The organism is Companilactobacillus crustorum JCM 15951, from assembly GCF_001434585.1.
In the GTDB taxonomy this organism is placed as follows: domain Bacteria; phylum Bacillota; class Bacilli; order Lactobacillales; family Lactobacillaceae; genus Companilactobacillus; species Companilactobacillus crustorum.
Window position 1 is genome coordinate 1 of the sequence record NZ_AZDB01000031.1, and the last position, 23934, is coordinate 23934.

At 35.3% G+C, this 23934-nt stretch carries 27 protein-coding genes and 1 other annotated feature; of the genes, 2 read left to right on the forward strand and 25 right to left on the reverse strand.

Annotated features, from left to right (window positions below):
• Positions 1-46: 46 nt before the first annotated feature.
• The 10 genes from FD26_RS08270 to gmk all read right to left on the reverse strand — a co-directional run bounded on the left by FD26_RS08270 (position 47) and on the right by gmk (position 10644).
• Complete coding sequence (locus tag FD26_RS08270; RefSeq protein ID WP_057867962.1) at positions 47-712, reverse strand: thiamine diphosphokinase; 666 nt, start codon at positions 710-712, stop codon at positions 47-49.
• Positions 709-1383: a ribulose-phosphate 3-epimerase gene (rpe, locus tag FD26_RS08275; RefSeq protein ID WP_057867963.1), complete on the reverse strand. Its 675-nt coding sequence runs from the start codon at positions 1381-1383 to the stop codon at positions 709-711. Before rpe ends, FD26_RS08270 begins: the two co-directional genes overlap by 4 nt.
• A 14-nt stretch (positions 1384-1397) precedes the next feature.
• A complete protein-coding gene (gene rsgA, locus FD26_RS08280) occupies positions 1398-2288 on the reverse strand; it encodes a ribosome small subunit-dependent GTPase A (protein WP_057867964.1) in 891 nt (296 codons plus the stop codon).
• Positions 2289-2291: 3 nt separating this feature from the next.
• Positions 2292-4256 carry a Stk1 family PASTA domain-containing Ser/Thr kinase gene (pknB, locus tag FD26_RS08285; protein ID WP_057867965.1) on the reverse strand — a complete coding sequence of 655 codons (1965 nt, stop codon included), beginning with the start codon at positions 4254-4256 and terminating at the stop codon, positions 2292-2294.
• Positions 4257-5003, reverse strand: a complete 747-nt coding sequence (locus tag FD26_RS08290) for a Stp1/IreP family PP2C-type Ser/Thr phosphatase (protein WP_057867966.1) — start codon at positions 5001-5003, stop codon at positions 4257-4259.
• 19 nt (positions 5004-5022) lie between these two features.
• Positions 5023-6345 carry a 16S rRNA (cytosine(967)-C(5))-methyltransferase RsmB gene (gene rsmB, locus FD26_RS08295; RefSeq protein ID WP_057867967.1) on the reverse strand — a complete coding sequence of 441 codons (1323 nt, stop codon included), beginning with the start codon at positions 6343-6345 and terminating at the stop codon, positions 5023-5025.
• Positions 6335-7285 carry a methionyl-tRNA formyltransferase gene (gene fmt, locus FD26_RS08300; protein WP_057867968.1) on the reverse strand — a complete coding sequence of 317 codons (951 nt, stop codon included), beginning with the start codon at positions 7283-7285 and terminating at the stop codon, positions 6335-6337. Before fmt ends, rsmB begins: the two co-directional genes overlap by 11 nt.
• An 11-nt stretch (positions 7286-7296) precedes the next feature.
• A complete protein-coding gene (priA, locus tag FD26_RS08305) occupies positions 7297-9702 on the reverse strand; it encodes a primosomal protein N' (RefSeq protein WP_057867969.1) in 2406 nt (801 codons plus the stop codon).
• A 69-nt stretch (positions 9703-9771) separates the two neighbouring features.
• Positions 9772-10026 carry a DNA-directed RNA polymerase subunit omega gene (rpoZ, locus tag FD26_RS08310; protein ID WP_057867970.1) on the reverse strand — a complete coding sequence of 85 codons (255 nt, stop codon included), beginning with the start codon at positions 10024-10026 and terminating at the stop codon, positions 9772-9774.
• A 6-nt stretch (positions 10027-10032) separates the two neighbouring features.
• Positions 10033-10644, reverse strand: coding sequence for a guanylate kinase (gene gmk / locus FD26_RS08315; RefSeq protein ID WP_057867971.1), 612 nt, complete (start codon positions 10642-10644; stop codon positions 10033-10035).
• 181 nt (positions 10645-10825) lie between these two features.
• On the opposite strand from gmk, the gene FD26_RS08320 reads away from it, so the two are divergent.
• Positions 10826-11146, forward strand: coding sequence for a hypothetical protein (locus tag FD26_RS08320; RefSeq protein ID WP_057867972.1), 321 nt, complete (start codon positions 10826-10828; stop codon positions 11144-11146).
• On the opposite strand, the gene recN is transcribed toward FD26_RS08320, so the two are convergent.
• The 15 genes from recN to FD26_RS08395 form a co-directional block, all read right to left on the reverse strand.
• Positions 11138-12835 (reverse strand): DNA repair protein RecN, encoded by a 1698-nt coding sequence (recN, locus tag FD26_RS08325; RefSeq protein ID WP_057867973.1) that lies wholly within the window; start codon positions 12833-12835, stop codon positions 11138-11140. The two genes, FD26_RS08320 and recN, sit on opposite strands and share 9 nt — an antisense overlap.
• Before the next feature lie 8 nt (positions 12836-12843).
• The gene (locus FD26_RS08330) at positions 12844-13668 is read right to left on the reverse strand and encodes a TlyA family RNA methyltransferase (RefSeq protein ID WP_057867974.1); all 825 of its coding nucleotides are present in this window, start codon (positions 13666-13668) and stop codon (positions 12844-12846) included.
• An 11-nt stretch (positions 13669-13679) separates the two neighbouring features.
• The gene (locus tag FD26_RS08335) at positions 13680-14528 is read right to left on the reverse strand and encodes a polyprenyl synthetase family protein (protein ID WP_057867975.1); all 849 of its coding nucleotides are present in this window, start codon (positions 14526-14528) and stop codon (positions 13680-13682) included.
• A gap of 2 nt (positions 14529-14530) precedes the next feature.
• The gene (locus tag FD26_RS08340; RefSeq protein WP_057867976.1) at positions 14531-14770 is read right to left on the reverse strand and encodes an exodeoxyribonuclease VII small subunit; all 240 of its coding nucleotides are present in this window, start codon (positions 14768-14770) and stop codon (positions 14531-14533) included.
• Positions 14763-16112, reverse strand: a complete 1350-nt coding sequence (gene xseA / locus FD26_RS08345) for an exodeoxyribonuclease VII large subunit (RefSeq protein WP_057867977.1) — start codon at positions 16110-16112, stop codon at positions 14763-14765. Before xseA ends, FD26_RS08340 begins: the two co-directional genes overlap by 8 nt.
• A complete protein-coding gene (locus FD26_RS08350) occupies positions 16105-16953 on the reverse strand; it encodes a bifunctional 5,10-methylenetetrahydrofolate dehydrogenase/5,10-methenyltetrahydrofolate cyclohydrolase (RefSeq protein ID WP_057867988.1) in 849 nt (282 codons plus the stop codon). Before FD26_RS08350 ends, xseA begins: the two co-directional genes overlap by 8 nt.
• Before the next feature lie 38 nt (positions 16954-16991).
• Positions 16992-17396: a transcription antitermination factor NusB gene (gene nusB, locus FD26_RS08355; protein WP_057867978.1), complete on the reverse strand. Its 405-nt coding sequence runs from the start codon at positions 17394-17396 to the stop codon at positions 16992-16994.
• Positions 17397-17401: 5 nt separating this feature from the next.
• Positions 17402-17821 (reverse strand): Asp23/Gls24 family envelope stress response protein, encoded by a 420-nt coding sequence (locus tag FD26_RS08360; protein WP_057867979.1) that lies wholly within the window; start codon positions 17819-17821, stop codon positions 17402-17404.
• A gap of 27 nt (positions 17822-17848) precedes the next feature.
• The gene (gene efp, locus FD26_RS08365) at positions 17849-18409 is read right to left on the reverse strand and encodes an elongation factor P (RefSeq protein WP_057867980.1); all 561 of its coding nucleotides are present in this window, start codon (positions 18407-18409) and stop codon (positions 17849-17851) included.
• Between the two features lie 137 nt (positions 18410-18546).
• Complete coding sequence (gene rpmA / locus FD26_RS08370; protein ID WP_057867981.1) at positions 18547-18819, reverse strand: 50S ribosomal protein L27; 273 nt, start codon at positions 18817-18819, stop codon at positions 18547-18549.
• Between the two features lie 12 nt (positions 18820-18831).
• Entirely contained in the window at positions 18832-19176 is a 345-nt protein-coding gene (locus FD26_RS08375) for a ribosomal-processing cysteine protease Prp (RefSeq protein ID WP_057867982.1), read from the reverse strand.
• Positions 19177-19178: 2 nt separating this feature from the next.
• Positions 19179-19490, reverse strand: coding sequence for a 50S ribosomal protein L21 (gene rplU, locus FD26_RS08380; RefSeq protein WP_057867983.1), 312 nt, complete (start codon positions 19488-19490; stop codon positions 19179-19181).
• A 9-nt stretch (positions 19491-19499) separates the two neighbouring features.
• Positions 19500-19567 (reverse strand) — a sequence feature (ribosomal protein L21 leader region).
• Positions 19568-19611: 44 nt separating this feature from the next.
• Positions 19612-21177 carry a hypothetical protein gene (locus FD26_RS08385; RefSeq protein WP_057867984.1) on the reverse strand — a complete coding sequence of 522 codons (1566 nt, stop codon included), beginning with the start codon at positions 21175-21177 and terminating at the stop codon, positions 19612-19614.
• 95 nt (positions 21178-21272) lie between these two features.
• A complete protein-coding gene (locus FD26_RS08390) occupies positions 21273-21521 on the reverse strand; it encodes a hypothetical protein (protein ID WP_057867985.1) in 249 nt (82 codons plus the stop codon).
• A gap of 146 nt (positions 21522-21667) precedes the next feature.
• The gene (locus FD26_RS08395) at positions 21668-23068 is read right to left on the reverse strand and encodes a carboxylesterase family protein (RefSeq protein ID WP_057867986.1); all 1401 of its coding nucleotides are present in this window, start codon (positions 23066-23068) and stop codon (positions 21668-21670) included.
• 188 nt (positions 23069-23256) lie between these two features.
• Between FD26_RS08395 and FD26_RS08400 the strand changes: the two genes are divergently transcribed.
• Entirely contained in the window at positions 23257-23442 is a 186-nt protein-coding gene (locus tag FD26_RS08400; protein ID WP_057867987.1) for a hypothetical protein, read from the forward strand.
• Positions 23443-23934 lie beyond the last annotated feature (492 nt).

A 23934-nucleotide genomic window follows, 5' to 3' on the forward strand; every position in this document is an offset into this window, starting at 1 on the left:
TTATGTCTAACAATTTTAGGGCACTTCAGATCGCTATATTGGTCTTTTAATTACTGTCTTTATCTCGACTTTGAATAACAGCTACAATTCCACTTTGAAAGCTGAAGTCAACTGTATCTTTAACAAATTCATTACTGGCCCAACTCACAGGATGACCAGCACTAAAGTCTTTTAATTTATATTTTGCATCATAAATATTTAAATGCGTCACTGGACCTAAATTAACAAAAGCAACATACTTCATACCATTCTCATGATAAATTGTATAGCGACCTGGACGACAAAATCTAATCGTATTACTAGCTGATTTATAATATAACTTATCATAAAAATCGGCAAACCGAGGATCGAACGGCAAAAACAAGTTCACTAGAAAATGATCGATTCTACCACCAGTCGCTCCATAGACGTAGTATTCCTGAGCATCATAAGTCTCATGAGCCGCTAATAAACACAACTCTGAGTCAGTATCGTCTTTTTCGGGAGGGTACTTTTCAAAAACCGGTACATTATCATGCAACAGTTTTTGCTCTTTTTTATTGATCGAATCAAAATCGCCAATAGCAATATCCGGAATAATTCCATTTGCCATTAAGTGCAAACTGCCTCGATCCGCTCCCACCCAGGGACCAGGAATAGCCTTAATACTTTTGCTTAATTCGTCCGGATACTCGCTTTCTGGACCGCCTAACAAAATGTTTACACGTTTCATTGTTTGGCTTCCACTGCCGTTGAACGTAACCCGTCAATACGATCCTTCAATCCGTCTTGTCCATTGTACAAATATGAACCAGCAACAAAAATATCCGCTCCAGCTCTGGCACATTGAGCGATTGTTTCAGCATTGATTCCACCGTCAACTTCGATATCAAAATTATCATCAGCTGCAGTCTGACGTAGTTGATCCAAACGTTGGATCTTTTTAGTCATACCTGGGATAAACTTTTGTCCACCAAAACCAGGATTTACTGTCATAACCAAAATACGATCAATCACTGGAAACAATTCTTTTACTGTCTCTAAAGGTGTCCCTGGATTAATTACCACGCCGGCTTTTGCACCTAAACTCTTAACTAGTTCAATTGAACGATAAATATGTTGAGTACTTTCAGCATGGATCAAAACTGTACTTGCTCCAGCATCAATTACTGGTTTGACATAGGCATCTGGATTTTCCATCATCATGTGAATATCAAGTGGCTTATCCGTTACGCGATGCATCCCTTCAACTACGTTAGGACTAAACGACATATTAGGTACGAAATTTCCATCCATCATATCAATATGAAAAACATCAGCGCCAGCTTGATCTGCCGCTTTAACATCTCGTTCCAAATTCATAATATCTGCAGACAAAATTGATGGTGCAATCTTTACTGTCATATATAATCAGCTCCTCAATATCTTTTTTTATACGAATTAATTTCGTTTAAAAAGTATAAATAATTATCATAACGACTTTGCATTATGTTTCCCTCAGCTAACTCTTCCTTAACTTTGCAGTTAGGTTCATTAACATGGCGACAACCTCTAAATTGGCATTGACCACTGTATCTTAAAAACTCTGGGAATAAAGTTGGCAACTCTTCTGGTGTAATATCCATTAAATCAATTGAAGAAAATCCTGGCGTATCGGCAACTAAACCATCGGAAATATCAAACAGCGATACTTGTCTAGTAGTATGTTTACCACGATTTAAAGTTTGAGAAATAGCTGCAGTTGCTAATCCAAGCTCCTTATCAATATGATTCAAAAGGGTTGATTTTCCAGCTCCAGATTGACCAGTAAATACAGTTACCTTATCAGTAAAAGTCTTTTCCAAATCAGCTACCTGTTGTTCATTATAACTGTCACGGTCCAAAAATACTTGATAGCCGACCTCATGATATCCATTAAGCGTAACTTTTAAAGTCGCATATTGTTCATCATTTAATAGATCCGCCTTAGTCAGGTAAATTAAAGGTTCAATATCATTATGCTCAATATTAACCAAAATCTTATCCAATAAATTACTGGAAAAATTAGGCTCCGCCGATGAAGTAACTACAATTGCTTGGTCAATATTTGCAATCGGAGGACGCACTAAACTATTCTCCCGAGGCAAAATTTCCAAAATATAGCCCAGATCACCAGTAGAATCAAATTTCACTTTATCTCCTACCAATGGCTTGATCTTTCGTTTACGAAAATTTCCTCTGGCTCTGGTTCTGACCAATTCTTCAGTTTCATCATCTAAAACATCATAAAAACCACTAATTGATTTTATGATTCTTCCTGTTTGTTCCATAAATCACCCATTTACTGAACCACCAAGTACAGTCTTATTATTACGCTCAACTATATATGATCCAGTTTGTCCATCTTTCAAATTAAAACTCAATGTTACTGGTGTATCAGCCGTAATAGTCATTGTTCGATATGGCGAGTTGATACTGTGTGTCGCATCAGAAATATAAATTGTGACATTATTGCTGCCACTTGAGTCATAAGGAATAGTAATGTCTTTAGTTACAGTATTCGTTCCTGATGAACTGCTGTTGCTGCTATTATTGTCATCATTATCTTTACTATTCGACGTTGATTTATCAGGATCAGCTCCCTTAGAAATAATAACGGACAAAGTCCCGCCTACGCTAATTGCACTATTAGCAGTAGGTGTTTGACTAACTAAAAGGCCCTCCTCGATACTGTCTGAATACTGATATGATGTGCTCAACGTCAAGCCGGCTTCTGAAGCGTAATCTTGAATGCTCTTCAAATTGTAGCCAGTTAAATCACGTACCTTAACAACCTTGGGCTTAACTGTTTTAGCTTTTGCCAAAGTTAAAGTTAACGATTTATTTTTGGTTACTACTTTTTTACCCTTTGGAATACTTTGCTTGATGATTGAACCAGCCTCATATTCATTGGTAGCCTTGTACTTCAAATTGACTTTAAAGCCACGTTTCTTCAAATTATCGGAGATATCATCATATTGCTTATCTATTAGATTAGGCATCTTATAATAAGTTGCGCCTAAACTAACTACCAAATTAACTTTGGCACCATTTTTTAATTTCAAACCCTTTGTCGGAATTGATTTAATCACATGACCCGCGTTGACGTCATCATCATTTTCTCTAGAAACGTCACCAACGGTTAAATTGGAACTCTTAAGCATTACATTAGCCTGTTTAACCGTTAAATTATATAGATCAGGAACCGTTGTCTCTTGATTGCTTTTAATAATCATTGCAATTAAAAAGAGCAACAAAACCAGCGGTACCATCGAGGCTATCAAAATAATTTTACGTTTCCGACTCATTTTGGCTGGTTTCTTCTCAAGGGACTGTGCTTTATCATTTGATTCATCCAATGGCTCCATAACACGTGTTTCTTCTAAGTCGTTAATTGGCGTCGGAATGAACTTAGGTTCATTAGCACGTTCAGGCATTAAACAAGTATTTAAATCATCCCGCATTTCTTTAACCGATTGATAGCGTTGATCAGGATCTTTCGCAGTTGCTTTTAAAACAGCATTCTCCAATGGTTGAGGAATATTAGGATCAATCTTTTTAAGATCAGGTATTTCCTCTTTGGAATGCTTCAAGGCTACTGTAACGGCAGTATCTCCTGTAAATGGTACATGCTTAGTCAGCAATTCAAAGAGAATTATTCCCAAAGCATAGATATCTGACAAAACTGTTGCTGAACGACCCTTGATCTGTTCTGGGGACATGTAGTGAACTGATCCCAAAAGCGAATTAGTCCGTGTAATTGATCTTTCACTCAACGCTAAAGCAATTCCAAAGTCGGAAACTTTAACTTGAATAGGATCTTTCTTTTCATCAACTAAAATATTTTCAGGCTTTAAATCTCGATGAATAATCCCATGTTCATGGGCATCAGATACAGCCATGCAAATTTGTTTCATAATATCGACAACTTCATGATAAGAAAGTGGATAATGCGTCCGGATATATTTCTTTAAATTAGGACCATCAACATATTCAATAACGATATATTGAACGCCATTATCATTTCCAACATCAAGAACATTAACAATATTGGGATTAGAGAGACCACTAGTTGCCTTGGCTTCACGCCCAAATCTCCTTTTAACAGATTCATCATCTTGAAGATCGTACCGTAAAGCTTTAACCGCTACTTTACGATTTAAGAGCGTGTCATTAGCCAAATAAACATTGGCCATTCCGCCCTCACCAAGTGTACCTAGGATCTCATAACGACCACCTACTAGGTAACCCTTTTCCATCTAATGGTTACCTCCATTGTTCTTTGTGGCAAAGAGTAAGGCGGTAATATTATCTCTTCCACCAGCAGCATTAGCCTTGTCGATCAAAACATGACATTTTGCTTCCAGACTTATTTTTTGTGCCAAAATATCTTTAATCTCATTTTCAGACACCATGTTCGTCAAACCGTCAGTACACAACAAAATAATCGCATTATTAATTAAATCAAAATTTTTCACACGTGGTTGAACCGTTTGAGAAACACCTAATGTTTGGGTAATAATATTCTTCTGAGGATGATTTTCAGCCTCTTCAGGACTAATTTGACCTGTTTCCAACAGTTCGTGAACTAATGAATGATCAACGCTCAATTGTTTTAGTTCACCATCAGAATAAATATAGCATCTAGAATCGCCTACATTGACGACCATCATCTTTTCACCAACGAAAAAGACCCCAACCATAGTTGTTCCCATACCATTTAAATCATCAAATTGATTAGAAACGGAAACTATTCGATCATTTTCCTTACTTAATTCGCGGATGATCCATTCTCGAAGTTCATCAATATTATCAACTTCTGATTCTTCAAAATTATGTCCAAGATGGGAAACTGCCATATCTGAAGCAACGTCTCCACCACGGTGTCCACCCATACCATCAGCAACGATACCAAACACAATATTTTTTTTATTCTTGAAAACATTCACATAATCTTGATTGTTTTCTCTGAGTTTTCCAACATCAGTTAATAACGCATATTCCATCAGTTTAGACCTTACCTCTTTAATTTTTTCTAACAAAAGTAGCTATAAAGAATCCATCTGTAAAGTAGTCACTTGGTAGAACTTTTAGCATACCATCTTTGATTGAACCCTCCAGAGCCTTTTCATGTTTCACTGGCTCTAACTCAAAATTCTTATGAGCGGCTAAAAATTTCTTTACTACCATTTCGTTTTCTTCATCATCAAAAGTACAAGTACTGAAAACTAATTTTCCATTTACTTCTAACAAATCAACCATACTATTAAGAATTTCAAGTTGTACTCTTTGGAGATTCATCAAATCTTCCTCTTGACGGAAATATCTTAACTCTGGTTTTCGTCTAAGCAATCCTAGACCAGAACAAGGAGCATCTACCAAAATACGGTCAAAGGTCGTATTCAAAATATCTTTGGCTTTACGAGCATCAATTGCTCCCGTACCAATGATATCATCATATCCCATTCTCTGACTGTTCTCACGAATCAGCTTAGTCTTGTGCTTATGAATATCTAATGCTGTAACGGAACCATTTTTAATATAACTAGCAATATGAGTTGTCTTGCCGCCAGGAGCAGCACAGGCATCGAGTACTCGACTATCAGGCTGAACATCTAATGCAGGTGCTACCAACATAGAACTTTCATCTTGAATTGTATAGAGTCCATCTCTAAATTCTTGAGTATTAACTAAGTTTCCACTCTCACAGATTAAGCCAACTGAAGAAATTTTGCTGGGTTTTACATCAAATCCTTGCTGATTTAACAACTCTTGTAAATCTTTAACTGTCGTCTTATTTGTATTCACACGAATTGAAACATGTGAGGGATGATTGATTGACTTCAAAATTTCTTTTGTCTTAGCCAATCCTTGTTGATCCACAAATAATTGCACTAACCAGCGAGGGATACTGTACAAACGACTCATGTCATAAACAGAACTGCTACCTGGCATTTCACGTGTTCCATGACGTTGAAAGTTTCTCAAAACGGCATTAACTAAATTACCGGCACCACGGTTAGCCTTTTGTTTGGCTATCTCCGTTGATTCATTTAAAACTGCATGAGCAGGGATTTTATCTAGGTAGCATAATTGATAAATGGCTGTTTGTAGCAAAAGATCCAACCAAAGATCTAATTTTTTATCTTTCAAATATGGCTCAAGTTGATATTCTAAAACATATTTATTTTGAATTACACCATAGACAATATTCGTCATCAAACGCTTATCAGCATCTGACATTTCTGATTTTTTCAGAATATTATTAATTTCAATATTCGAGTAAGCTTTATTTTGGAAAACTCTAGTTAGAGCCTCAACGGCTAATTCACGTGGATTATTTTTCATTAATTACTTGTTGTCCTTTTTCTAAATTCTTGCCCATTCCGTTCATGTAATTGGCAATATCCATAATTTTTTTACCAGCTGGTTGAATCTTCTTAATTGATACTCCTTGACCATCGCCAGCAACGATAACCAATTTCTTTTTACCTACTTCATAAACTGTTCCAACTGGTTGATCAGAATTAATTTCAATAACATCAGTCTTATAAAGTTTAGTTCTTTGACCATCTAACATTGTCCAAGCGCCAGGATCAGGGCTTAAAGCTCTAATTTGGTTATACACTTGTTTTGCTGTTTGATTAAAATCAATATGCTCTTGTTCCTTACTGATATTAGGTGAGAAAACCACTTTATCTGGATCTTGCTTGATTGGTGTAATCTCATTATTCAATATCTTAGGAATCGTATCTAACAACAACTCACGTCCTACCACGGCCATCTTTTCAAATAGACTGCCATTGTCATCATCTTTAGTAATAGGTAACTTCTCTTGGCTAATAATATCACCAGCATCCATCGCCTTAACCATATACATGATTGTTATTCCGGTCTCCTTGTCTCCATTTAGCAAGGACCATTGAATCGGAGCACCACCACGATACTTAGGCAATAAAGAACCATGAACATTAATAGCAGCCACTTTAGCTGAATTCAAAAAACTGGTTGGTAAAAATTGTCCATAAGCTGCCGTTACGATCAAATCAGCATTCATGGCTTTTAGTTCCTCTACTTCTGGACTTCCTGGCAATTTGGCAGGTTGATAGAGCTTGATATTTTCATCTTCAGCTACTATTTTAACAGGACTCTTTTGAAGTTTTTGTTTTCGACCAACCGGTTTATCTGGTTGAGTAACTGCTGCAATAACATCATATCCTTCTTTTAAAAGTCCCTTTAAAACTGTAGCAGAAAATTCTGGTGTTCCTAAAAATATAATTTTTGTCATTAACTTACCCTCTAATCGATATGTTGTGGTTCATTATCAATCGCAATCGTAAAACCCTTTTTAGTATCAGCTTGAGTTCCATTTAAAATTTCTAGTAATCTCTGATGTAATTTTGGTTCATGCTTATATTTTACAATAATTTGGTAATAATATTTATTTTGTTTCCGAGAAATCATTGTTGGACTTGGTCCTAATAAGATAGCGTCATTAGATAAAGCTGTCTGCAATTGTTTTTTCAACCAATAGCTTTGTTTCAAAGTCTGACCTTCATCTTTATTAGCAACACTAATTAGTGTCGTAAAATAATAAGGAGTGTAATTGGATTGATGACGTAAATACATCTCTTGTTTGAAAAACGTTTCATAGTCCTGCTTTGATGCATCCTTAATAGCATAGTGGTCAGGATTATAAGTCTGAATAATCACATGACCTATTTTTTCAGCCCGACCAGCTCGACCACTAACTTGCGTTAATAATTGGAAAGTCCGTTCACTAGCCCGGAAATCTGCCAAACTCAAAGTCGTATCAGCATTAATTACTCCAACTAAAGTAACATTTGGAAAATCAAGTCCCTTGGCGATCATTTGTGTCCCCAATAAAATATCAGCTTTATGTTGGCCGAATTGTTGCAGTATCTTAGCATGAGCGCCTTTACGTCTGGTTGTATCAACATCCATTCGTAAAACTCTAGCTTCTGGAAATAGTTCATTCAATTGTTGCTCAATATTTTGTGTACCGGTTCCATAAAAACCAATTTTTTTACTTTTACAATTAGGACAAAATTGTGGTACAGGCTCTTCATGTCCACAATAATGACACTTCATCTTACGAAGATCCTTATGATAAGTTAAGGAAACGTCACAATTAGGACATTTCAAAACAAAACCACACTCTCGACACATCATAAACGACGAATAGCCACGACGATTCAATAAGACGATAGCTTGCTCATGTTTAGCCAATGTTTCCTGCAAACCAGCTTTTAAGGCCGGGGAAAAATCTCCCTTAACGGCTGAATTTTCAGCATCCCGCATATCAACAATATGAACTTGTGGCAAAGTTTGATTGTTGATCCTCTTTTTCATTCGAATTAATTGATAAACACCTTTTTCAGCTCGAGCACGCGATTCTAATGATGGAGTGGCACTTCCTAATACAACCGGACACTTGTTGACCTTAGCGCGCCACTGGGCCACATCTCTAGCATGATAGCGTGGATTGTCATCTTGCTTATAGCTAGCCTCATGTTCCTCGTCAATAATAATCAAGCCAATTTTATCCAAAGGTGCAAATACCGCACTTCTAGCACCAACTACAACTTTAACATCATGATTTTCAATTCGGGTCCACTCATCATACCGTTCACCATTAGACAAGCCACTATGTAAAACTGCTACTTGATCACCAAAACGACCGACCACACGGTTGACCATTTGTGGCGTTAAAGAAATTTCAGGCACTAACATTAATGCCGTTTTTTCCTGTTTCAAAGCTTTTTCGATGGTTTGCAGATAAACTTCAGTCTTACCGCTGCCAGTTACCCCTTCAATTAAAAAAGTTTTAGGAGTTTCAGAAACAATAGCAGCATCAATTTGATCAACAGCCGCTTTTTGCTCATCCGTTAATGCTAAATTAGTAGTTTTTTCAGGTGTAATACCAACAGGTTTTCGTAATTTGGTTACTTCAACTACTTTAACCAAACCATTTTTTTCAGCTGTTTTAATGGCTGCTCGAGATATGCCATAATCCTTTTCTAATACGTTAAACTCTATTGGCAATTCTTGTAAATGTGCAGCTAAAAATTCCAATAATTTAATTTGAGCTTTAGCATTAGCTCGTAATTGACTTTTTTGCTCATGTAGCTGAATTATATTCAAATCAGTTGTTACTGCTTGTCGTTTTACTTGCACGGCTTTATTTTCAACGACATATTGAATATCGATTTTTTTATTCTGACGCAATTTATTAATCAATCTTATTGTTTCGTCGTCGACTTGATTAGTAATTTCAAAACTAGCTTGGCCTTGCAGCAACTCATCAATTTCAGGATCGTCCACCAAGGGAACGACATACTGTTTATATTTAGCCCGCATGACACTTGGCAACATCGTCTGTAAACAAGATATCTGAAAAGAATAGGTCCGATCAGCTAACCATGCCGATAGATCTAACATTTCTTGCGACAGCACGGGCTTCAAATCAATTACTCGAGTAATCGGTTTTAGTTTGCCTTGAAACTCGCTGCTCTCTTTTATCTTCATTACAAATCCTTGAATTTTTCGCTTACCACGCCCAAAAGGTACTTCTACTCGCATTCCTGGCTCTACAACATCCGTCAAAGCATCAGGTATCGAATATTCAAATGGTCTATTAGTCTGCATGGTAGGTACATCAACAATTATTTCTGCGACTGACATAAAAACCACCTACTCTTTAAGAATAAAAAAGCCCCCACTAATTCGAAAATCAGTGAAGGAATAATTTTATTAGTTTTCTTCTTTTTTCTCTTCTTCAACCTTTTCGGCTTCTTTTTCAAGAAGAATTGAATTAGGATCGATTTCGATTTTATCGTCAGCAATTTCTTCCAAAGCACGGCCAACTGTTCTTGGTGATTCATAATGGTTCAATAATTCAATATCACCATTTTCTAGTTGGTGAGCTCGTTTAGCAGCCAATACGGCTAGTGAATAACGAGAATCAACTCGATCTAAAAGTTTATCAATTGATGGATAAATAATCATAAATTATCAATCTCCTATTATTTTTTTGTACTTATCAATTATACGCGGTACTCTTAAATGTTCGCTCTTAATTATACCTTCAATTTTTTCAACTGCATTAGGTATTTTATCATTAACAACAGCATAGTCATAGCTTGTCATCATTTGAATTTCTTTTTTGGCCTTTTCCATACGCTTATCGATCGTCTTTTCGTCATCAGTTCCTCGATGAGTAATACGCTCTCTTAAGCTAGTTAAATCTGGTGGCGTTAAGAAAATAAACACCCCATCAGGCATCTTTTCGCGAACTTGCATTGCACCGTTTACTTCAATCTCTAATAAAACATCTATGCCGGCATCAAGTTTTTGATTAACATATTTTAATGGTGTTCCGTAATAATGATCGACATATTTAGCATATTCCAACATGCCGTCATTTCTAATTTCACTCTCAAATTCCTCATTTGTTCGGAAATAATAATCGACTCCATCGACCTCACCAGGGCGCATTTGGCGTGTAGTCATTGAAACAGAATAATCAAATTTAATTGATGAGTTCTTCAACATAGCTTTTCTAACAGTTCCTTTACCTACTCCAGATGGGCCTGATAAAACGATTAACATTCCCCTTGTTGACATAATTAAGTTATCCCTACTATCTATTATAATATTGATATCTATAATGCAATAAAATCGTACGATTTTCAAGGCTTTGAACTGAGTCAAGATAAAAATTTCTTAAGAAACCAAAAAATAGAGTTGCTCTTTCGAACACAGGTTCGTATAATGTAGATACAAACAAGTGTTCGGGGGCTTAAAAATGCAAGCAAGACAATTACACAATCGCTTCACTACAAATCTTATCCACAATACAACTAATTTTATTAATAATAACTTTGATTTTGGTCTTAAAAATGAATCCAAAACTCAAATTAAACAAATGCCTTTAATGCAATTAAAGATTTTCGCAGAACAAAGTTTCCAAAAAAAGTATTCTGTCGTTATTACAATGTTAAACGACAAACAACTTCATGGCAAATTTATTTCACAAGTAAATAAAAATAAATTTGTTTTCAAGGTCAATTCTAACTTCTTTGAAATCGTAATGCTAGATAAAATCAAATCAATTAACCTAGTCTAGACGCTTTTGTTCTCCTTGAGCTAACTCCAATAATTCTTGGGCATGTTTTCTAGTTAAATCAGTCACCTTGGTACCGGCCAGCATCAATGAAATAGCTTCTATTCTCTGTAGATCGTTAAGTGATGAAACTTTTGTTTCAGTTTTGTCCTTGACGGTCTCTTTTTTTATCTCAAATTGTAAATCACTCATTGCTGCTACTTGAGGCAAATGAGTAATGCAGAGAACTTGTAAAAATTGTGAAACTTTATATATCTTATCTCCAATTGCTTGAGCCACTCGACCACTGACACCAGTGTCAATTTCATCAAAAACAATTGTTTCTACATTCATTTTTTCAGCAATAATCGCTTCAAAGGCTAAAATAACTCGAGATAATTCACCACCGGAAGCAACTCTTACCAAAGGCTTAAAGTCCTCACCTAAGTTAGTTTTTAAGTCAAATTTAATCTGATCAATTCCTTTAATTGATAAATTATCATCATCCAAAGAGGTAAAAGAAACTCCAAATTTAGCATTAGGCATGTATAAATCTTTTAATTGATGATTGATTGATTTTTCCAAAGAGGTAGCCGTCTTATGACGCTGTTTAGATAAAGATTTACCTAATTCAATTAATTTATTTTGTAATTCAGCAATGGCTTTTTCTAATTCAGATTCAGTATTATCATCAATATTTATCTCAGATAATTCCTGATGAGCGTTTTTACCAAATTCAATTACTTCATCCAATGTAGGACCATACTTTTTTTTCAAATTATCTAAAGTAATCAAGCGCTTTTGAATAGTATCTAAACGATTTTCATCAAAGTCTAAATTTTCTAACTGGTCAGCAATGCTAGCCGCATTATCTTGCAATTGGTAATAAGCACCATTCACAGAATCGTACAACTCTTTATATGACTTGTCATAATCCATAATATCTTCCAACTGATCACGTACATTTCCCAACGTATCGACCACTCCGACATTATTTTCTGACAAGCCTTTATAACTTTCTTGCAAAGCTGAACTAATCTTCTCAAAATTAGATAATTGGTTTTTTTCGTCCTCTAATTTGTCGTCTTCACCAGTTTGAACTTGGGCGCTATCAATATCCTCAATCTGAAATTTCAACATATCAATTCTTTGAACCAAATTTTGAGAATTTTTTTGAATCGTTCGTAAACGACTCCTCTTGTCTTGATAATCATTAAACAACCTTTGATAGCTGCCCAAATCTTGTTGAAACTTTTCATCTGCGAAACGATCCAGAATATTAATATGATTATCTTCATCTAATAATTCTTGTTGCTGATTTTGACCATGAATCTCTACTAAAAAGCGACCAACTTGTCGTAAAACATTGGTTTTCACCAATTCATTGTTGATGCGACAAACATTACGCCCTTTACGATTAATCTCTCTTTTTATGATCAATTGATTATCTTCATGAGCAATTCCATACTCGTCCAAAATAGCAAAAAGAGGACTACTTGATTTCACTTCAAATAGTCCTTGTACATTTAAATGTTCCTGTCCAGTTCTAATAAAATCAATTGACGATCTACTGCCGACTAATAATCCTAGAGCATCGATAATAATTGATTTACCAGCACCAGTTTCACCGGTTAAGGCTGTCATTCCATCATGAAAATCAATTTGCAATTTACTAATAATTGCGAAATTATTGATGATTAGTTTTTTTAGCATTATTTCACCTATTTATTAAGATTTGCGTAGGCTGCTTCCATTGTTTTTTCAATCGAAACAGTTTCTAAAATCTCACCATCTTGGGGTGTTTTAGGTTTTTGAATGTGCATTAGAAATTCAATATTACCTTCTCCACCCTTAATTGGTGAAAAATCTAATCCTGAAACAATAAACCCTGCACTTTTAGCAAAATTAGTAATCTTTTCAAGAACCATTTGGTGAACCTTATGATCTCTCACAATCCCATGTTTTCCAACATTTTCAGGACCAGCCTCAAATTGTGGTTTAATCAAACAAACAGCATCTGAACCTGGCAAAATAATATTAAACATTGGTGGCAAAATCAACTCTAATGAAATGAATGAAACATCGGTCATCGCAAATTGTGGTAGTCCTTCATGGAAGTCCTCCGGTTTACTGTAACGGAAGTTTACACGTTCCATCACAATTACTCGTTCATCTTTTCGCAGCTTCCACGCTAATTGATTGTAGCCAACATCCAAGGCATAAACTTTTTGAGCACCATTTTGTAAAGCCACATCAGTAAAACCACCAGTTGAAGAACCAATATCTAGACAAATTCGATCTTGCAAATCAATCCCAAAGGACTTCAAAGCTTTTTCTAATTTATAGCCACCACGACTGACATATTTACTGTGAGCGTTTTTAGCCAAATGAAATACCGTCTCAGGATCGACTTTTTCACCAGGCTTGTCAAAACGCAAATTATCCTGATTATAAACTTCTCCAGCCATAACAGAACGCTTAGCCTGTTCTCTAGATTCAAATAAATTTTGTTCAACTAATAAAACGTCAATTCTTTTTTTTGCCAATATACGTCCACCTATTCTCTAAAATAATCCAAAAAACTTACCAATAAATTCTTATCGAACTTTTCCTCTTTTAAGACTGCATTTAAAGCTTCCTTAACTAAATCATTAAGTTTAACTTCTGTAGCCTCTTTGCCAATCAAATTAGGAAAAGTATTCTTGTTATCATCTTCATCATTATCGGAGTCATTTAAATCATCTTTTAATTGAAAAGCTAAACCGATACTATTGGCATATTTTACCAAATTTTTTGACGAATCATGATTAGCACAAAAAGCACCCATCGTCACTGCCGCTGTGATTAAATCAGCCGTCTTTTGTTTGTGAAGTTTTGTTAAATCTTCTTCACTTAATTTCTTATTTTCCATAGTAATATCGGTCATCTGACCGGCTACCATTCCCATAGGTCCAGCATTATGGGCTAAAATTCTGACAGAAGCCATTCGTTTATCAGTCACTAGGCTAGATTTAGCAATCCAATAAAAAGCCTGTGTCAAAAGACCATCGCCCGCTAAAACAGCTGGCCCTACGCCGAATTTTTTATGATTAGCTAATTTACCACGACGATAATCACTATCGTCCATTTCTGGTAAATCGTCATGAATTAATGAGTACGTATGTATCAATTCAATAGCACCAGCGATATCAAAGTACTTAGGTAAGTCTTCTAATTTTACGCCACATGAATAAGCAACTGCCAAAAATAGCATTGGACGAACACGTTTGCCACCAGCATTAAGTGAATAAAGCATGGCATCGCGCAGAGTTTCCTGTTTGATTTCAGAATTTAATTTATCATTGAGAAATTTGTTGAAGTCAGGGAGGACCTGCTCACAAAACTCTGGAAATTTTTTAATTTGCATAATTATTCATTTCCTTCATCCTGATTATTCTTCATATTAATCTCTTGACCATCTTTGGTCATGATTTTTGTTACAGTCTCCTCTGCATCACCGAGCGTCTTCTCAAGTTCTTTACTTAAAGTTACGCCCTTTTTGAATTTTTCCATGGCTTCTTCCAATGGAACATTTCCTGATTCGAGGTTTGTTACAATCGCCTCTAGATCAGCCAAATTTTCTTCAAATGTCTTCTTTTTTTCAGCCATTATTGTCCTCGCTTATTTCTTTGGTTATTAATTTGACGCTACCATTTTTAACTTTTAAATCAACTGATTTACCAACATGATACGCAGATACGTCGCCTAAAACTTTTCCTGACGTATCAGTCGGAATTGCATAGCCGCGGCTCAATGTCTTCAACGGACTTAAAGAGTCCAATGAAGCTACCCGACTATTAAATACATTACGGTTTTTATTAATGATTTTATTAACATTATTGATCAGAATCTGATAATAACGATTTACTTGATTATTGTAACTGTAAATTTGATCTCGTGGAGAAACTCTGACTAAACGATTAGCGTATTGAACTAAATCGCTTTTAGATTTATTTAGAGTGTTTTTCAAACTTTGTTGCAATTTATCTTGCAAGTAATCTACCTTTTGAAGATATACCTCATAGATACGCTCAGGATGTTGCAAAAATACGTTCTGAGACAAAGATTTAACTCTATCCTTGTAGTTAGCAATGATATTATTTTGAGCGCTATAAAGTCTTGTATGTAGATCTTGCAAATGTTCCAGCACGTCACTTAATACTGGCGTAGCTAATTCTGCTGCTGCAGTTGGAGTCGCTGCCCTTAAATCAGCTACTAAATCAGCAATTGTTGTATCGGTCTCATGACCTACTGAGCTGATTACTGGAATCTTACTTTGTACGATAGCTTGAGCCACAATTTCTTCATTGAAAGGCCATAGGTCCTCAATCGAACCTCCACCACGACCAATGATAATTGTGTCAAAGTTACCTGCTTCATTGATTCGCTTTAGCTGCTGAACAATAGTTGCAGCTGCTTCATCGCCTTGTACCTGAGCCGGATACAAAACTAGCTGTACAATTGGATAACGTCTGGCAACAGTTGTCATAATATCATGAATAACCGCACCTGATTGACTAGTAACAACTGCAATTCTTTTAGGAAATTGAGGGATACTCTTCTTAGGTAAATCAAAAACACCCTGTTGAGCAAGTTTTTTCTTCAACTGCTCATAAGCTGCATACAAAGCACCTAAACCAGCTGGCTCCATTGAATCAATATAGATTTGGTAAGAACCTGAAGGTTCATAAATAGAGATCCGTCCTTGAACGAGAACCTGCATCCCTTCTTCAGGTTGAAATTTAATTTTTTCAAAATTGCCACGGAACATTATTGCTGAAATTTTAGCTTTGTCATCTTTTAAAGAAAAATACTGATGGGCATGTGGTCGTACACGAAAGTTGGAAATTTCCCCCATCAAATAGACGTGGCCCAAATAAGGGTCCACGTCAAATTTTCTTTTCAAATACTGACTTAAAGCGGTAACCGTTAAATATTGCTTGCTATCCATTTGCCCTGCCTTCGGCTAATTCAATCACTTGATCTACTAATGCAGTGATTGTCATTGGACCAACTCCACCAGGTACTGGCGTCATCATTGAAGCTTTTTCTTTTACATCATCAAAATCAACATCGCCACAAAGTTTGCCATTTTCATCTCGGTCCATGCCGACATCAATTACGATTGCTTGATCTTTTACATAATCTTGAGTAATGAATTTAGCTTTTCCAATGGCTACAACTAGCACATCAGCCTTACTTGTTATTTCTTTTAAGTTTTTAGTATGAGAATGCGTGATCGTTACAGTGGCATTACGATCCAGCATTAAAGCGGCAGTTGGCTTGCCAACAATATTGCTGCGGCCAACAATAACCACATTTTTACCATCAAGGTCGACCCCATAATGGTCTAGCATCATTAAAATACCAGAAGCTGTCGCTGGTTTGGTTAGTGGTGTTCCAATCCAGAGATTGCCGACACTGATTGGTGTAAAACCATCAACATCCTTATGAGGATCAATTGCTTCAATAACTTTATCTTCATCAATATGGTCTGGTACTGGTAATTGAACGATAAAACCATCAATAGCTTCATCATGATTTAATTCATCGATTTTATTCAATAACTCTGCTTCAGAAACTGTGGCCTCGAAATGAATCAATTGAAAATCAATTCCTAATTTTTCAGCTCTTCGTTTCTTGTTGCGGACATAAACGGCACTGGCACTGTTGTCACCGACTAAAATAACGGCTAAGCCAGGAGTAATGCCCTTCTTCTTTAAATCCTCGACACGCTTGGTCATTGTTTCATCTAATGCTGTGGCTACTTTTTTACCTTCTAATAATTTCATACTAATTACCATAAAAAGGCTGGTAAATTTACCAGCCTTTACCCTTCTACAAAATTAGATAAAATACCATTAACGAAGGACTTAGAGTCCTTGTTACCAAAATCGCCAGCAATTTCAATAGCTTCATCAATTGCTACCTTCTTTGGCACTTCTAAACTGTTTTCCATTTCAAATAAACCAATACGCAAAATTGCACGGTCAATTCTTGACAGACGTTGAACTGTCCACTTGTTCTTTAAATGAGCAGCAATTTCTTTATCAAGTTCAGCTTGATGTTCTACTGCACCAGAAACTAAAAATGTTAAATAATCAGGAACCATTTCATCAGCTAAATCGCATAATTGCATGGTAGATGCGATAGCAGCTTCTGGGGTATCCTGAGTCGAGTCGATGGAAAATAGTGATTGAACTGCGAGTTCTCTGATCTTATGTCTACTTATCACTAGTTTTATTCCTTTTTATCTGTTGTTACACGTTCGATTTCGCCAGTTTCTTTCTTAGCAATCAATCCGACAACATGCACGTTAATCTCACTCAAGTCTAAATCGGTCATGAATTCAAGTTGTTCAATAGCTGATTTTTGGATCTCCAAGGATACTTTTGGAATCGATACGCCATATTCCAAATATACATAAACATCAGCAGATATTTGATTATCATTAAATGACACATCAACACCCTTACCATGATTGATACGTCCAAAAAGTGAATCCATTCGACTAGAAATAGTTCCACGCATTTCATAAACGCCTTCAACTTGGTTTGTAGCAATCCCTAGAAGGATCTCAATAACTTGATGTGATATTTCAACATTACCGTTTATTTTTCCACTATCTTGTTGTAGAGAAACATATTTTTGTTCAGCCATAAACTTATCTCCATAATCAGTTATTAATTAAGCACGTGAAATGTAAGTACCATCTTGAGTGTTAATTGTTAGCATATCACCTTCGTTAACGAAGAATGGTACTTGGACAACTAAGCCTGTTTCCATTGTAGCTGGTTTAGAACCACCTGATTGTGTATCACCCTTAATTGATGCTTCAGTTTCTGTAACTTTAAGATCAACTGTATTAGGAATATCAACCCCAATGGTTTCACCGTTGTACATCATAACGCTGACTTCCATATTTTCTTTCAAGTACTTCAATTGTTCCTTGATTTCATCTGCAGGAATAGTCAATTGTTCATAAGTTGCTGTATCCATGAAGACGTGGTTTTCGCCATCGGCATATAGATATTGCATCTTTTTACTTTCAATGTTAGCTTTTTCAACTTTAGCAGTTGATCTGAAAGTCATTTCTTGAACAGCACCTGTTCTCAAGTTCTTTAACTTTGAACGAACGAAAGCACTACCCTTACCTGGCTTAACATGCTGAAATTCTACAACACGCCAGATACCATCTTTAACCTCAATTGTGAGTCCATTTTTAAAATCATTTACTGAAATTGACATTTTATTCTCCCTTGGTTCATAAGATTTTGCCGATAAAACACTATACATTATCTTACCAATATTTATAGGCTAATGGCAATAACTCATACTTATTATATAAAAAAAAGAGGAACATTGTCCTCTTTTTTAACAGTATATTAATATACTGAAACTTTTCTTTTGTCTTTGCCAAGTCTTTCAAACTTAACAACGCCATCTGTAAGTGCGAACAATGTATCATCGCCACCGCGACCAACATTAGCACCTGGATGAATCTTTGTACCACGTTGTCTGTAAATAATTGCACCAGCAGTGATAGCTTGGCCATCAGCACGCTTTGCACCTAGTCTACGACCAGCAGAGTTACGGCCGTTACTTGTTGATCCACCACCTTTATGGTGAGAGAAAAATTGTAAATTCATCTTAAGCATGAAGTTTACCTCCTAATCAAGATCTATCTTATTTTTTTGTACTTGAACTTCAATGTTTTTGGAATAACTGCTTTCAATATCCTTTAAGATCCAAAAGAGATTATCCAATAACAAGGCAGTATCGTGTGATATCGCTTTGTCAAATTGGCAGCCTAGATGACCACCATTTACTTCATCCATGACGACCTGAGGATGTGCCCCAGTAAGTTTTTCCAGATTGTTGATGGTTCCAATTGTTACTGCTGAAACAGCAGCACAAACTAAATCTTGACCGTAAGGTCCCGAATCAGCATGTCCCTTAATTAAAAAGGCATCAATTTTTTTATCTGAATCTTGGTGAAAACTTGCTCTAATCATGACTAAGCCTTGATACTATCAATAAGTACCTTTGTATATGGTTGACGGTGACCTGTCTTCTTGTGTGAATGCTTCTTAGGTTTGTACTTGTAAGTAACAACTTTCTTTTCCTTACCTTGTTTTTCAACCTTACCAGAAACACTAGCGCCTTCAACTACAGGGCTACCAACTTTAACAGACTTGCCGTCAGAAACTAGGATTACATCATCAAATGTAACTGCGTCCCCTTCTTTGACATCAAGCTTTTCAACATAAATTGAAGTGTTTTCTTCAACTTTATATTGCTTACCACCAGTTTTAATAATTGCGTACATAAGCGTACACTCCCTTCTAAGACTCGCCAATCAGGTGCACTAAGCTTAAACCTGATTTTGAGCGGTTGTAGATGCAATAGTGATTGCAACTTATAAAATATAGCAAATTTCACTTGATTTTTCAACCATTCTCAGAAAGTTTTTTCCATTTGAAAGTCTTTCGATCAAGCGAGCAATACCCTAAAGCAATTAAACTGACTAAACTAAACAGCAATGAAATTATAGCGATCCAATTATACTGAACGTGAATTTCAATAATATTTTTACCAGGATTAGTATGTAACTGAATAGTATTGCGCTTTGAAGCCTTAATTTTCACCGGTTCATTATTTAATTGAACTTTATTTCCAGAATACAATTGTACCGGCAAATCTAGCTCAACTGATTGTGGATTATAATATTGAATCCAATAATCATTAGCATGCGTATAGAAGGAAACTTGTGCTGATCGATTATTAGCTAAAAATTTATTTTGACCCTTGGTTGCTTGATCATGATAGTTCCAGACAAACTTAGAATAATCAACATTAGAACTATTCACTAACGTTTGCGTAGCCTGAATTTGATTTGTTTTAACATAAATAACGCTGCTTAGACCCACAATTGAAAGTATTATTACTACTAATTTCCAAATACTTGGTACTTCCTGAAAAACTAATATAACGATTCGACTTAAAATTATTGCAATAAATAAATCCAAAATGCTCTGGAAGGCAGGAACAACCCGACTGATATCAAAGTATTGTATTTGCAATGGTGCTATCACAAGGCAAACTAATGGAATAATTTCTAACATTATTACCTTATAACTGAAGGAACTTTTCAAAAAAACCATGGCCAGCAATAACAAACCCAAACCGCTAATTCCTAATAACAAATACTTTTGCATCATTGTAAAACCTATTCCATTAAACCAATTAACATAATTAAAATGTCTAATTGGGTTCTGAAGCATTTTAGTTGGCAATTGTTCAAATAATAAGGGACCAATGAAACCAGCCATTGCCGCCAAACTAAAAGCAGCTACTTTTAAAGTATTTAATAATAACTGTCCCCAATATTTCCACTGATGTGATTTTCTCAAAAAAATCATCATTATAAAGACGGGTATTAGCGTAGCGACAACTGCTAAGGCCATATAGGGCGCTGTCCAACCTATTAATACCAAACCCCAAGTTAAATTTTGCCAACCTTTATTCTGATAGAATTGAAAAGCACCGTAATAAACCATAGGTAGAAACATCAATACTAAGTAATTCTCCAAACGTTGATTTTGAAAAACTAGCATGAAACGATTGAATGAAAATGTGTAAATAACTGAAAACAATATCGATTCCAAGGTATCTTTAGAAAATTTATTCATAAAATAATATGAACTGACAAAAGTTAAAAAAGTAATTAAGAGAAGATAAAAAACATAACCATACAAAACATTAATTTTAACGAAGATCCACCCAGGTAAAATCGTTAACCACGGACTGAAAACATTAATCAAGCTCCCGGTGTGGCTCCAATAGTCAAAATTTATCGGCGATGAAAAGATATTAGCAAGACTTTTTAAATGTACGATGTTGAAAATAGTCACGTCATTGAAGTTGACTCGTTGAAAAAATAAAATTGTATAAAAAAGACTTAAAGCTAAAAAGATAATTCCTAAAATAACTTTTTTCCACGAACGACTAGACATCGGTAACTCCTCACAAATACTTTTTACATAATTATACTAAAAAAAAAGATTGCGCAACCAGTTTCAGCACAATCCAACAATAATATTCAAATTTATTAAGCTAAGGTTGTCATAACTAAACGACCTAGTACTACTAGGAAAAAGACTGCCACAAAAACTAACTTGCCTTGTTTTAAGTTCAACTTTGTCAACACTCTAGTTATTAATGCTAAGGCAATGATTAGACCAACTCCAATTAATATCCCCATCAGATTGCTAATTATTGCTTGTTGCGTTAAAAATGCCGCCAAAACATCTATCAAAATGAAGGCAATCGTAATAACAAACGCAAACTTTCTTTTCAAAATTCGTCCACCTCTAAAATTCCAGACATCGCAAATAGTGCCTAAAGTTTAAGCATAACGGTGCTATTGTAAAATTAATTTATATCGTTTGCAAGATAATTTTTTAGTTGTTACCTATAAACACTAATATATCAGTAAAAAATTATTTATAGCTTATACGATTGCCAAGGTAAATTTTCAGGATAACGACGATTAATTACTGAAACACTTTTTAAATCATCAGGATCTAATTCCATAACCAAACGATCACTATCAAATAAAGGCCACTCATACTTAATTTTTTCGACATAAGGCTTACCGGTTTCAATAAAGTCTAATAGTAAGTTCAAAACATATTGTTGATTCTTACGATAATCTATATTCAGCTGTTCTACCGGCATATTGAGATAACGAATAATCCCTCCATGTTGACTCTTAAAGACTTGAGAATAATTGCAGTACACTTCTGCATCACTATTTTCAGTCAATAAACCAGCTAATCTCCTAGCAGGTAATTCATACATAGCTGTACCAAGCATCTTCACAAAATCATTCTTAGAATAACTAGTATTCAATAATTTTTTCTGTAAAATTGCTGCGTTTTTACCAAATAAATCTGAAAAGACTTCTGTTTCTAAACGATTCATACTCATATTTTTATAATTTTCCAACTCATTGCTGCCAGCGGAAATTATTGTCTTAAAATGAGTTCTCTGTACTCGTTGAAGCAGTTTATCTTGCCAATTACTAGAAATTAAATCATCGTCAATTACAGGGCCAAACCAATTAGTAGCTACATGACCCTTTATAGCTTGCTCTTGAACCAGCTGCAAACCATCATCAGTTAAATTAAATAAATCCTTAGTTGACTTAATATTATTTTCCTGACAGATAAATTCAGCAACTTTTTGAGCAGTTTCTAAATCTCTTATTGTTTGTACGCCGCCTGAAAACAAAATAATTTTTTGAATTTGATCCAAAATAGTAGAATTGGAAGCCATCAAAGCTGAAATCGACTTAGCCCCAGCAGATAAACCCGCCAACGTTATATTTTTGACATCCCCACCGAAACTTCTAGCATTATCCAAGACCCATTGAATAGCCATCAATTGATCTGACAAACCGACATTGGTGTCTCCACCTTCAACTACTCCCCAACCAAATAAGCCGAGACGATAATTAGGTACAACATGAACAACTGACTGATGATCCAGCCATGACATTTGTTTATCATGATTTCCACCATGTAAAAAACCGCCACCATAAAACTCAATAACAATGGGATACTTTCCATCTACATCGGGGGTGCATATATCTAAATTCAAACAGTTTTCACCAAAAGAAAGCTTATTTTTTTGGTCCAAAGCCTGCTGTTGAATTGGTTGTGTACCTTCATGAACTGCATAATGCACTTTGTTGACCTCATTTGGTCCAAATTTTGCCATAGAAAATTCTTCTGCACGTTTAAATCTCCGACCATAGCCAAATGGTATGCCCAAAAAATCAATGTGCTTCCGTTCAATGACACCGTGATAGGTACCCGTAGTCGTTTTCATTATCTTCTTCATTTAAAAATAAACCCCCAATGAACAAAATATCAATTTAATTAACATTCTAAACTAATAATATTAATGTACAAGAATTTCATGTAACCATTTTTACAACAAACTTATATAAAATTATTCATAGTTTTCCTTGTCTACTTAAATAACCTTGTATATAATTTCAAAGACATGTTTTTAAGGGAGAGAAATATATGGTATTAACTGATGCACAAAAACGTGCCAATGAAAAATGGCATAAGAATCACCGAGAACGCGCTAATTACATAGCAATGCGTTCTTCTGCAAGAAGCTTCATTAGAAAGAAATCGACTTTAGATGATCTTGAAGAATTGCAAAAGATCATTGAAAATCGTCGTAAAGAACTCGTTGAACCCTGATTAATTAAATTTACTGCTGTTGATTTTACATTTTAAATAAATCTAGAAATAATAATTTTATAAAGAAACATATCTTTATTACAAATGTAATTTTTCTGATATAATTCAAGCGTAGATAAGGAGTTGGAAGTCCTTGTCCACCAATACTTCAGTCCAAATGCTGACGACCTAAAAAGCTGCGATTATTTCGGAGATGACATTTATGAAATTGATTAAATTAATCAAATCATTGTTAAAAACCGGAAAAACTGAAACTTCCATACATGAACGAGAGATTTTGGCCGAACTCGAAGGAGAAAATAAGGCCCTACTCTTTAACAAATAATCACAACAAAGTAAATTATTATCAGAGGTGGTTCACTTTTTATAAGTGAACCTTTTATTTTGCCCCAAAATAATAGTTTTTTTATTTATATCAATTTTTACATTGACATAAACTAATAAGTTTAACTATAATAATACAAGTGATGTCACAGTGGCTCAGTTGGATAG

Coding starts and splice junctions, on each gene's coding strand:
- FD26_RS08360 (WP_057867979.1), bottom strand. CDS start 17,821: ATGGCTGAACAAAAATATGTTTCTCTACAACAAGATAGTGGAAAAATA.
- efp (WP_057867980.1), bottom strand. CDS start 18,409: ATGTCAATTTCAGTAAATGATTTTAAAAATGGACTCACAATTGAGGTT.
- FD26_RS08290 (WP_057867966.1), bottom strand. CDS start 5,003: ATGGAATATGCGTTATTAACTGATGTTGGAAAACTCAGAGAAAACAAT.
- fmt (WP_057867968.1), bottom strand. CDS start 7,285: ATGACAAAAATTATATTTTTAGGAACACCAGAATTTTCTGCTACAGTT.
- pknB (WP_057867965.1), bottom strand. CDS start 4,256: ATGGAAAAGGGTTACCTAGTAGGTGGTCGTTATGAGATCCTAGGTACA.
- FD26_RS08340 (WP_057867976.1), bottom strand. CDS start 14,770: ATGGCTGAAAAAAAGAAGACATTTGAAGAAAATTTGGCTGATCTAGAG.
- FD26_RS08400 (WP_057867987.1), top strand. CDS start 23,257: ATGGTATTAACTGATGCACAAAAACGTGCCAATGAAAAATGGCATAAG.
- FD26_RS08350 (WP_057867988.1), bottom strand. CDS start 16,953: ATGAAATTATTAGAAGGTAAAAAAGTAGCCACAGCATTAGATGAAACA.
- FD26_RS08320 (WP_057867972.1), top strand. CDS start 10,826: ATGCAAGCAAGACAATTACACAATCGCTTCACTACAAATCTTATCCAC.
- recN (WP_057867973.1), bottom strand. CDS start 12,835: ATGCTAAAAAAACTAATCATCAATAATTTCGCAATTATTAGTAAATTG.
- FD26_RS08385 (WP_057867984.1), bottom strand. CDS start 21,177: ATGTCTAGTCGTTCGTGGAAAAAAGTTATTTTAGGAATTATCTTTTTA.
- rplU (WP_057867983.1), bottom strand. CDS start 19,490: ATGTACGCAATTATTAAAACTGGTGGTAAGCAATATAAAGTTGAAGAA.
- xseA (WP_057867977.1), bottom strand. CDS start 16,112: ATGGATAGCAAGCAATATTTAACGGTTACCGCTTTAAGTCAGTATTTG.
- FD26_RS08270 (WP_057867962.1), bottom strand. CDS start 712: ATGAAACGTGTAAACATTTTGTTAGGCGGTCCAGAAAGCGAGTATCCG.
- FD26_RS08395 (WP_057867986.1), bottom strand. CDS start 23,068: ATGAAGAAGATAATGAAAACGACTACGGGTACCTATCACGGTGTCATT.
- gmk (WP_057867971.1), bottom strand. CDS start 10,644: ATGTCAACAAGGGGAATGTTAATCGTTTTATCAGGCCCATCTGGAGTA.
- FD26_RS08375 (WP_057867982.1), bottom strand. CDS start 19,176: ATGATTAGAGCAAGTTTTCACCAAGATTCAGATAAAAAAATTGATGCC.
- rpe (WP_057867963.1), bottom strand. CDS start 1,383: ATGACAGTAAAGATTGCACCATCAATTTTGTCTGCAGATATTATGAAT.
- rpmA (WP_057867981.1), bottom strand. CDS start 18,819: ATGCTTAAGATGAATTTACAATTTTTCTCTCACCATAAAGGTGGTGGA.
- FD26_RS08335 (WP_057867975.1), bottom strand. CDS start 14,528: ATGCAAATTAAAAAATTTCCAGAGTTTTGTGAGCAGGTCCTCCCTGAC.
- rpoZ (WP_057867970.1), bottom strand. CDS start 10,026: ATGATTATTTATCCATCAATTGATAAACTTTTAGATCGAGTTGATTCT.
- rsgA (WP_057867964.1), bottom strand. CDS start 2,288: ATGGAACAAACAGGAAGAATCATAAAATCAATTAGTGGTTTTTATGAT.
- rsmB (WP_057867967.1), bottom strand. CDS start 6,345: ATGAAAAATAATCCACGTGAATTAGCCGTTGAGGCTCTAACTAGAGTT.
- priA (WP_057867969.1), bottom strand. CDS start 9,702: ATGTCAGTCGCAGAAATAATTGTTGATGTACCTACCATGCAGACTAAT.